At 68.8% G+C, this 8,611-nt stretch carries 8 protein-coding genes and 2 pseudogenes; 9 read left to right on the top strand and 1 reads right to left on the bottom strand.

Features of this window, described 5'->3' with window-relative positions; all coding sequences use genetic code 11:
- The coding region (locus QOC69_RS23260; RefSeq protein ID WP_526444015.1) for a CocE/NonD family hydrolase at positions 1–1,200 on the top strand (1,200 nt) is incomplete at its 5' end.
- Here the strand turns inward: QOC69_RS23260 and QOC69_RS23255 are convergent.
- Entirely contained in the window at positions 1,197–2,228 is a 1,032-nt protein-coding gene (locus QOC69_RS23255; RefSeq protein ID WP_526444013.1) for an RNA polymerase subunit sigma-70, read from the bottom strand. The two genes, QOC69_RS23260 and QOC69_RS23255, sit on opposite strands and share 4 nt — an antisense overlap.
- Positions 2,229–2,281: 53 nt before the next feature.
- On the opposite strand from QOC69_RS23255, the gene QOC69_RS23250 reads away from it, so the two are divergent.
- The 8 genes and pseudogenes from QOC69_RS23250 to QOC69_RS23215 form a co-directional block, all read left to right on the top strand.
- Positions 2,282–3,121: an alpha/beta hydrolase gene (locus QOC69_RS23250; protein WP_526444011.1), complete on the top strand. Its 840-nt coding sequence runs from the start codon at positions 2,282–2,284 to the stop codon at positions 3,119–3,121.
- Positions 3,118–4,179 carry an alpha/beta hydrolase family protein gene (locus tag QOC69_RS23245; protein WP_526444009.1) on the top strand — a complete coding sequence of 354 codons (1,062 nt, stop codon included), beginning with the start codon at positions 3,118–3,120 and terminating at the stop codon, positions 4,177–4,179. Before QOC69_RS23250 ends, QOC69_RS23245 begins: the two co-directional genes overlap by 4 nt.
- 17 nt (positions 4,180–4,196) lie before the next feature.
- Positions 4,197–5,129 carry an NADP-dependent oxidoreductase gene (locus QOC69_RS23240; RefSeq protein ID WP_526444007.1) on the top strand — a complete coding sequence of 311 codons (933 nt, stop codon included), beginning with the start codon at positions 4,197–4,199 and terminating at the stop codon, positions 5,127–5,129.
- Positions 5,130–5,173: 44 nt separating this feature from the next.
- A complete protein-coding gene (locus tag QOC69_RS23235) occupies positions 5,174–5,923 on the top strand; it encodes a DUF2786 domain-containing protein (protein ID WP_526444005.1) in 750 nt (249 codons plus the stop codon).
- A gap of 9 nt (positions 5,924–5,932) precedes the next feature.
- A complete protein-coding gene (locus QOC69_RS23230) occupies positions 5,933–6,424 on the top strand; it encodes a TIGR04338 family metallohydrolase (protein ID WP_526444003.1) in 492 nt (163 codons plus the stop codon).
- Positions 6,425–6,481: 57 nt separating this feature from the next.
- Positions 6,482–7,120: an O-methyltransferase gene (locus QOC69_RS23225; RefSeq protein WP_526444017.1), complete on the top strand. Its 639-nt coding sequence runs from the start codon at positions 6,482–6,484 to the stop codon at positions 7,118–7,120.
- A gap of 9 nt (positions 7,121–7,129) precedes the next feature.
- Positions 7,130–7,614, top strand: a pseudogene (locus QOC69_RS23220) (DUF6790 family protein).
- 211 nt (positions 7,615–7,825) lie between these two features.
- Positions 7,826–8,611: pseudogene (locus QOC69_RS23215) on the top strand (ankyrin repeat domain-containing protein); the annotation flags it as partial.

Genomic DNA, 8,611 nt, shown 5'->3' with positions numbered 1-8,611 from the left:
CACGAACTCGCTGCTGCCGCAAACGATCCCACCCGCTGGCTCGACTTCCGTCCGTTCAAGGACCTGCCGCCGATGCAGCCGGACAACCCGGCCGTGGCACCGTGGTACTTCGACTGGATCCGGCACTCGACGCGCGACGACTTCTGGCGGCAGTTCAGCATCCGGGACCGGTACCAGTCGGTTGGGGTGCCGGTGCTGCACTTCGAAGGCTGGTATGACGCCTTCCTGGCCGGCGGTGTCGAGAACTTCGCGGGCATGGTGGCCAACGGCGCGAACGCGAACGCCCGTGACAACCAGCGCCTGGTCATCGGGCCGTGGGATCACGTCGATTGGGGCAGACCTGAATCGGAGCCCGCCCCGATGCTCAAGGCGATCGGCGGCGTCGCGAACAGCCCGATCAACGGCCTGATGCTCGACTGGTACGACCACTTCCTCAAGGGCAAGGACAATGGCTCCGCGGCATCGGCGGGCACGCCACGGGTGGACTACTTCCTGATGGGCGCCAATGTCTGGAAGACCGCGACGGGCTGGCCACTGCCGCAGACGCAGCCGACGACCTATTACCTCTCCGGGCCGGGTGGCATCGCCGATCGCAAGGGCCAGCTGGTCCTGGCTCCCCCGGCTGCGGATCCACCCGACGTCTACACCTACGACCCGCACTTCCCCGCGCCGAGCCTCGGCGGGCACTCCTGCTGTGGAGCGCAGTCCGGCCCCCAGGGGCCCTACGACCAGACCCCCGTCGAGCAGCGTTCCGACGTCCTCGTCTACAGCAGCGCTCGATTACCGCAGGACACCGAGATCACTGGTCCGACCACGGTGAACCTGTGGGCCGTGTCATCGGCTCCCGACACCGACTTCACCGCCAAGCTGACGGTGGTGAAGCCCGACGGTCAGGTCATCAACCTCAACGACGGGATCCTGCGAACGTCGTTCCGCGACTCGCTGTCGAATCCGACGCAGGCCACGCCCAATCAGCCACATGCCTACCGGATCCAGGTCTGGCCGACCAGCTATGAGTTTCGGACCGGAGACCGCATCCGGCTCGAGATTTCGAGTAGCGATTATCCGCAGTTCGCTCCCAACCCCAATACCGGCGAACCGTTCGGCCAGAGCACGGCTGCGGTGGCCGCGACGCAGACGATCCTGCACGACGCGGCGCACCCGTCGAGTGTCACATTGCCGGTGATCCCCGCGGGTTAGAGCGTCGCAGGCAGCCCGAACGATTCGAACAGCCCGTCGCCCGCCTTGAACGCCACCACGTGTGACACGCCGCCCGCACGGATCCCCAACACGTGCAGCTGGAACTCCTCGTGCACCCCGGTCTCGCGGTTGAGCATGTAGAGCGCGGCGGCAGGCTGGCCGTTGGCGGTGGTGGGCAGGAAGCGCATGTCGCCGGGGCCTTCGGCGGGGCAGTGGGTCTTGGAGAGCTGGACGATGTTCACCGGGCCCTGATACCAACCGTCGAACGGAGGCATCTCGAAGATTGCATCGGCCGTGAACAACTCGACGAGTTCGTCCATGTCGTAACTCTCGAATGCCTCGATGTACTTGGCCAGCAGGTCCTGGGCCTCGGGTGACTCCGGTGCGGCGAGCCCGTCGTCCTGGCTCGGTTGCACCTCGTCGAGTTGCGCGCGCGCCCGCTGCAGCAGGCTGTTCACCGCGGCGGTGGATGCCCCGATCGCCGCGCCGACTTCGGCGGCCTTCCACTGAAGCACCTCGCGCAGCACCAGCACCGCGCGCTGCCGCGGCGGCAGGTGCTGCAGCGCAGCGACGAAGGCCAGGCGCACCGAATCGCGGGACGCGACGATCACCGAAGGATCCGAGGGGTGGTCGTTCGACGAATCGGGCAGCGGTTCCAGCCAGGTGATCTCCTGGCGCTCGTTGATGTCGCCGGTGGGATCGGATGCCACCCCGCCCAGCCCGCTGGGCAGCGGCCGGCGCTTCCGGCCCTCGAGTGAGGTCAGGCTGGTATTCGTGGCGATGCGGTACAGCCAGGTGCGCACCGACGACCTGCCCTGGAAGCCGTCGAAGGACTTCCACGCCCGCAGGTAGGTCTCCTGGACCAGGTCCTCGGCGTCGTGCAGGGAACCGGTCATCCGGTAGCAGTGCGCGAGGAGCTCACGCCGGTAGCGCTGGGCATCGGCCAGAAAGGCGTCTTTGGATTCGAAACCAACCGGATCTTCCGCGAGGACGCTCACGCTCACGAGGGTACCCACGCACACCGACAAGACGCACGCAACGGCGAACGATGCCGTTCAGGGCCGCCCGCTAGTCTCCCCTGATGGCCACAACCCGCAGCGAACGCAGCTTCGACGGTGTGGGCGGGGTTCGCATCGTCTACGACGTGTGGACACCGAACACCGACCCGCTCGGCGTGGTGATCCTGGCACACGGCTACGCCGAACACGCCCGTCGCTACGACCACGTTGCGCAGCGCCTCGGGGAGGGCGGGCTCATCACCTACGCGCTCGATCATCGCGGCCATGGCCGCTCCGGCGGCAAGCGCGTCTACCTCAAAGACATGTCCGAATACACCGACGACTTCCACCACCTCGTCGGCATCGCCACTGCCGCGCACCCCGAGCTCAAGCGCATCGTGCTCGGCCACAGCATGGGTGGCGGCATCGTCTTCGCGTACGGCGTCGAGCACCCCGACGACTACGCCGCCATGGTGCTGTCCGGTCCCGCGGTGTACGCCCAGGACGCGGTGTCGCCGGTGATGAGCACTGTGGCCAAGGTGATCGGCAGCCTGCTGCCAGGGCTGCCCGTCGAGAATCTCCCGGCCGACGCGGTCTCCCGGGATCCCGAGGTGGTCGCCGCCTATGAGGCCGATCCGCTGGTGCACCACGGCAAGCTGCCCGCAGGGATCGCGAAGGCACTGATCGGCGTCGGCGAGTCCATGCCGCAGCGCGCGTCGGCGCTGACCGCGCCGCTGCTCGTCGTGCACGGCGGCCAGGACAAGTTGATTCCGGTGGCCGGCAGTGAGCGGCTCGTCGAATGCGTCGGATCCGCCGACGTCCACCTCAAGGTCTATCCCGGGCTCTACCACGAAGTGTTCAACGAGCCGGAACGCGCGCAGGTACTCGACGACGTCGTGTCGTGGATCGAGGTCCGCTTGTGAAAGGCGTTGGACGGCAACTCCTCTGCGCGCTGGCCGTGCTACTCCTGGTCGTCGGGTGCTCCTCCGGGCCGCAGAAGTCCGCGCCCGGTGCGCAGGAGCCCGGCGGTTGGGTCGACGAGGACGTCACATTCGTCGCGGACGGGCTGACCATCCACGGCACCTACCGTCACCAGGGCGACGCGCCAGGCCCGGCCGCCCTGCTCATCTCGGAAAGCGGCAACACCGACCGCAATGGGGACAACGCGGTGGCGGGTCCGGTCGGCAACATGCGCCAGTTGGCGGAGTACCTGTCCGGCAAGGGGGTCGCCAGTCTGCGCTACGACAAGGCGGGCACCGGCAAGACCGGCCTCGGCCCCTACGCGCTGCGGCCCGCCGACGTCGGGAGCGCCGTCTACACCTTGGGCGCCAAGGCGGCAGTGCGCTTCCTCGCCGAGAAGCCCGGCACCGAGAAGTCGCGCATCTCGGTGTACGCGCTGGGTGAGGGCACCGTCCACGCGATGTCGCTGGCCACCGATGCCGCACCCGACGCGCCGAAGATCCACGCGCTGGGCCTCTTTCAGCCGTTGTCCGGCCGCTACCTCGACATCATCACCGCCCGGGTGCGCAGCAGCGTCGACGCCGACGTGGCATCCGGGGCCAAGACGCGCCAACAGGCCGACGACGTGGTCGCCGCCTGGAATGCCGCCGTCGTCGAAGCCCGCACCAAGGGCACCGCCCCGGCCAAGCTGCCTGAGGGTTTGGGCGCCATCCTCAACCCGGGCAACGTCAAGGCCGTGGTCGAGGCCGACGCGATCGACCCGGTGGCGCTGGCCGCGACGGTGCCCGCAGGCACCCCCGTGCTCGTGACGTGTTCGGACTCCGACTCCCAGGCGAACTGTGCCGCGGAAGTGGCGCTGACCGCCGCGCTGGGCCGCCACACCGCCCTGACCGTCGTCGGTCTCCAGGGCGTCAACCACGTACTCAGGGACGACCCGACCGACAATGTCGCCAACTACGCGAGCAAGGAACCGTTGTCCTCGCAGTTGGTAAAGGCGCTGGACGCCTTCGTCGGCAAGTAGTGGCTAGACTTCGGCCCATGACGAGAGCTGTTTTCGCGGAAGGCTATGGAGGACCGGAAGTCCTTGCGCTGCAAGACATCGAGCTGCCCGGTCCCGGGTCAGGTCAGGTGCTCGTCGACGTCCGCGCGGCGGGCACCAATCCGGTCGACTACAAGCTGTACAGCGGCGACATGGGCCGCGATCCCGGCAATCTGCCGATGCCGCTCGGCATGGAGGTGGCCGGCGTGATCGCCGCGGTCGCAGCCGGCACGACCGGATACACCGGACCACTGACAGTCGGCGACGAGGTGATCGTCACCAACATCCGCGGCGGCTACGCCCAGCGGGTGATCGCCGACGCCTCCGACGTGGGACACAAGCCCGCGTCGCTGAGTTTCGCGCAAGCATCAGGGCTGCTCCTGGTGGCCGGCACCGCATGGCACCTGTTGACGAAGACCGCTGTGGGGACGGGCGACACCGTGCTGATCCACGGCGCCAGCGGCGGCGTCGGGCTGATGGCGGTGCAGCTGGCGATCGCGCGCGGCGCCAAGGTGATCGCCACCGCGAGCCCAGCGCGGCACGATCAGCTGCGCGGATACGGCGCCGAACCCGTCGCATACGGCGAAGGGCTGGCCGACCGGGTGCGGGTCATCGGCACGGTGGACGCCGCGCTCGACCTGGTCGGCACCGACGAGGCGCTGGACACGTCGGTCGAACTGGTCGCCGACCGCGGCCGCATCGCGACCATCGCCGGTTTCGGTCGGGCCGCCGAACTGGGTATCGCGGTGTTGACCGGTGCCGACGGCGGTCAGGAAATCCGCGATGCGTCCCGCGCGGAAGTCATCGCGCTGGCGGCCGCCGGGAAGCTGGAAGTGACGGTGGACAAGGAGCTTCCGCTGGAGGAGGCGCCCGAGGCGCACCGGTATCTGCAGACCGGCCACGCCCGCGGGAAAGTCGTACTGGTTCCATAGTTTGACGCCATGACTTACAAGCGAGAAGCGAAGCGAGACCGCGCATGACCGACGACAAGATGCTGGCGCGCATCGCCGCACTGCTGCGCCAGGCCGAGAACACCGACAACGCCCACGAGGCCGATGCGTTCATGGCGGCCGCGCAACGGCTGGCCACCACCACGTCCATCGACCTCGCCGTGGCCCGCGCGCACGCCGCGACCCGCTCGCCGGCGCAGGTGCCGGTGCAGCGCACCATCACCATCGGCGAGGCGGGCACCAGGGGGCTGCGCACCTACGTCCAGCTGTTCGTGGTGATCGGCGCGGCCAACGACCTGAAATGCGACGTCGCATCCAACTCGACGTTCGTCTACGCCTACGGGTTCGCCGAGGACATCGACGCCACCCATGCGCTGTACGCCAGCCTGGTGGTGCAGATGGTGAAGTCTTCCGACGCCTACATTTTCTCGGGCCAGCACCGGCCGACCCCCACCATCACCGCGCGGCTGAACTTCCAGTTGGCATTCGGCGCCCGGGTGGGTCAGCGGTTGGCCGAGGCGCACGAGGAGGCCAAGAAGGACGCCACCACGGGTCGCCAGCAGCAACCGGGGACCGATCTCGTGTTGCGCAACAAGGACATCGAGCTCAAGTCGTTCTACCGGGAGGCGTCCAAGGCCCGGGGGACGTGGCGTGCCAACAGCGCGTCGGCGGGCTATTCCTCGGCCGCTCGTCGCGCCGGTGATCGCGCCGGGAAGCGGGCCCGGCTGGGGCCGAGCACGGAACTGGCCGGATCACGCGGCGCCCTGGACCGGTGACGGCGCACCGTGCCGCGTGACGATCAACGCGCACGGGTCTACGCCGCCGAGGAGTTCGTGCGGACGCTGTTCGACCGCGTGTCCCAGCGCGGCAACGGCACCGTCGAGTTCTTCGGCGCCAACATCACCCTGCCGCCCGAGGCGCGGTTCGCGTCGGTGGATTCCGTGCAGCGCTACGTCGACGACGTGCTCGGCCATCCGTCCGTGCGGCAGCGGTGGCCCGCAGCCGAACCACTGACCGTGCGTGGTCGCCGCGGCGTCACCGCAGCGCACTACGAGTACGACGGAAACCTCGCCACCATCGCCGTGCCCGATCGGAGGACCACGTGGGCACTGCGGGAACTGGTGGTGTTGCACGAGATCGCCCACCACTTGTGCCGGGCCGAGCCTGCTCACGGGCCGGAGTTCGTCACGACGTTCTGCGAGCTGACCGATGCGGTGATGGGTCCCGAGGTCGGCCACGTGTTGCGCGTGGTCTACGCCAAGGAGGGCGTGCGGTAGCGGCGAGCGTTTAACGTGGAGCGGGTGAATGACCCGGATCCGCAGGCCCTCGACGAGATGTTCAACCAACTGCTGCACACCGAGGACGACGTACTCGCCGCGACGAGGCAGTCGGCCGCCGCCGCCGGGATGCCGCCGATCGAGCTCTCCGCCCAGCACGCCAAACTCCTGTCGCTGTTGGCCGAACTGAGACAGGCCACCCGGGTGCTGGAGGTCGGCACGCTCGCCGGTTACAGCACCATCGCGCTGGCCCGCGCGGTCGGACCCGGCGGCAGCGTCGTGACGTTGGAGTACGAGCCCGCCCACGCCGAGGTCGCGCGCGCGAATCTCGCCATCGCCGGCGTCGACGACCGGGTGGAGGTCATCGTCGGTGCGGCGCTGGACACCTTGCCGCTGCTCGCCGAACGCGGGGCGCGCTTCGACATGTTCTTCATCGACGCCGACAAGGAGAACAACGTCGCGTACGTGCAGTGGGCGGTCGAGCTGGCGACGCCCGGCGCGGTCATCGTGGTCGACAACATCGCCCGTGGGGGTCGCGTCCTCGACCCCGCGCCCGACGATCACCAGGCCCGCGCCGTGCGGGACATGTTCGTGATGATGGGCGAGCACCCACGGCTGGACACCGCGGCCGTCCAGACCGTGGGAACGAAGGGCTGGGATGGTTTCGCGGTGGCCTTGGTCAGGGCCGCAGGTTAGGGGGTTGTCGTGTTCGTGGTCATCGCCGTGATCGTCGCGATCGTCGGAGCGACCATTCAGAGCAGGCGGGACGAGCAGACCCCCGCCGCCCGAATCCATCTGCTGTGGTGGCTGGTCGCCGTGGTCGGTGTCACGGGACTGATCACTGCGGGTTTCCACATCTTCGACGGGCCGGAGACCGCGGAAATGATCGGATACACCCGGGGTGACGGCGGCTTCCAGTGGGAGAACGCCATGGGCGATTTGGCGGTCGGCGTCGCCGGCCTGCTGTGTTACCGATACCGCGACAACTTCTGGCTGTGCGTGATCGTGGTGCAGACCATCCAGTACTTCGGCGACGCCGCCGGGCACGTCTACTTCTGGGTGGTCGACGGCAACACAGGCCCTACAACATCGGGTTTCCGTTGTGGACCGACATCCTGTTGCCGATCATCCTGTGGATCCTGTGGTTCCTCGCGTGTCGATCGAAACCCGCTGTGCGGCAGGGTGATTAGACCCGCCACGCGGGTGATGCGCGCGACCATCTCGCCGCTGCCGTTGACCCGCGAGGACCGCCGACCTATCGTGATGTCGGGCGCGCAGGACCGCCCGACGTCCGCTCGAAGGGGCTCAGCCTCCCTGCCATGCCAGCAAGACCACGCTCGTGCCGGAAGACCTCTTTCCTCGGCCCGACCTCGCGGACGCCGGGCTCGGAAGGAGGCCGTCATGGCCAGCTCTCTGCCCAACAACCCGTCGCTGGATCGGCTCAAGGCCGACGCGCGCCGATTGCAGCGCGGGATCACCGCAGGCGACGCCGAGTCCGTCGACCTCGTCCAGCGCTGCCACCCGAAGCCGTCGATTGCGTTGGCCGAATCGCCATCCCGGTTCGCGCTGCACGACGCGCAGCTGACCGTCGCCAGGTCGTACGGCTTCACCGGGTGGCCTGCGCTGGTGCACTACCTGCGGATCGCCGCCGACTTCAGCGTCGACCCGAACGCGGTCGACGAGGACACACTGGACCCGGCCGATCGGTTCTGCACGCTCAGCGCGCTGCGCTACGACGATGACGACGCCCCGCCGCGCTGGCAGACCGCCGCGGATCTGCTCGCCGACGATCCGACGCTCGTCGACCGGCACGTGTGGGCGGCGGCGGCAGCCTCCGATCCCGCGGCCCTGCGCCGGCACCTGGCCGCGGATCCGACGCTCGCCCGGCGGGCGGGTGGGCCGTTCGGCTGGGTGCCGCTGCTGCACCTGACCTACTCCCGCGCACCGCTTGGCCGCAGCCAGGACGAGGTGCTCGAGGCTGCCGCGGCGCTGCTCGACGCGGGTGCCGACCCAAACGCCGGCTACCTGTGGTGCGGGATGTCGACGCCGTTCACCGCGCTTACCGGGGTGTTCGGCGAGGGCGAGCAGGGACCGCGGCGGCAGCCGAGGCACCCCTACGCCCAGGCGCTGGCGGCCCTGCTGCTCGACCGGGGTGCACATCCGGAGGACCATCAGACGCTCTACAAC

It is taken from the genome of Mycobacterium sp. (assembly GCF_032162105.1).
Classification (GTDB): domain Bacteria; phylum Actinomycetota; class Actinomycetes; order Mycobacteriales; family Mycobacteriaceae; genus Mycobacterium.
This window is presented reverse-complemented; position numbering and strand designations above follow the sequence as displayed.

What these genes read in the sequence shown, in the direction of transcription:
- QOC69_RS23250 (WP_526444011.1), top strand. Translation starts at nt 2,282, where the DNA reads ATGGCCACAACCCGCAGCGAACGCAGCTTCGACGGTGTGGGCGGGGTT.
- QOC69_RS23240 (WP_526444007.1), top strand. Translation starts at nt 4,197, where the DNA reads ATGACGAGAGCTGTTTTCGCGGAAGGCTATGGAGGACCGGAAGTCCTT.
- QOC69_RS23235 (WP_526444005.1), top strand. Translation starts at nt 5,174, where the DNA reads ATGACCGACGACAAGATGCTGGCGCGCATCGCCGCACTGCTGCGCCAG.
- QOC69_RS23225 (WP_526444017.1), top strand. Translation starts at nt 6,482, where the DNA reads ATGTTCAACCAACTGCTGCACACCGAGGACGACGTACTCGCCGCGACG.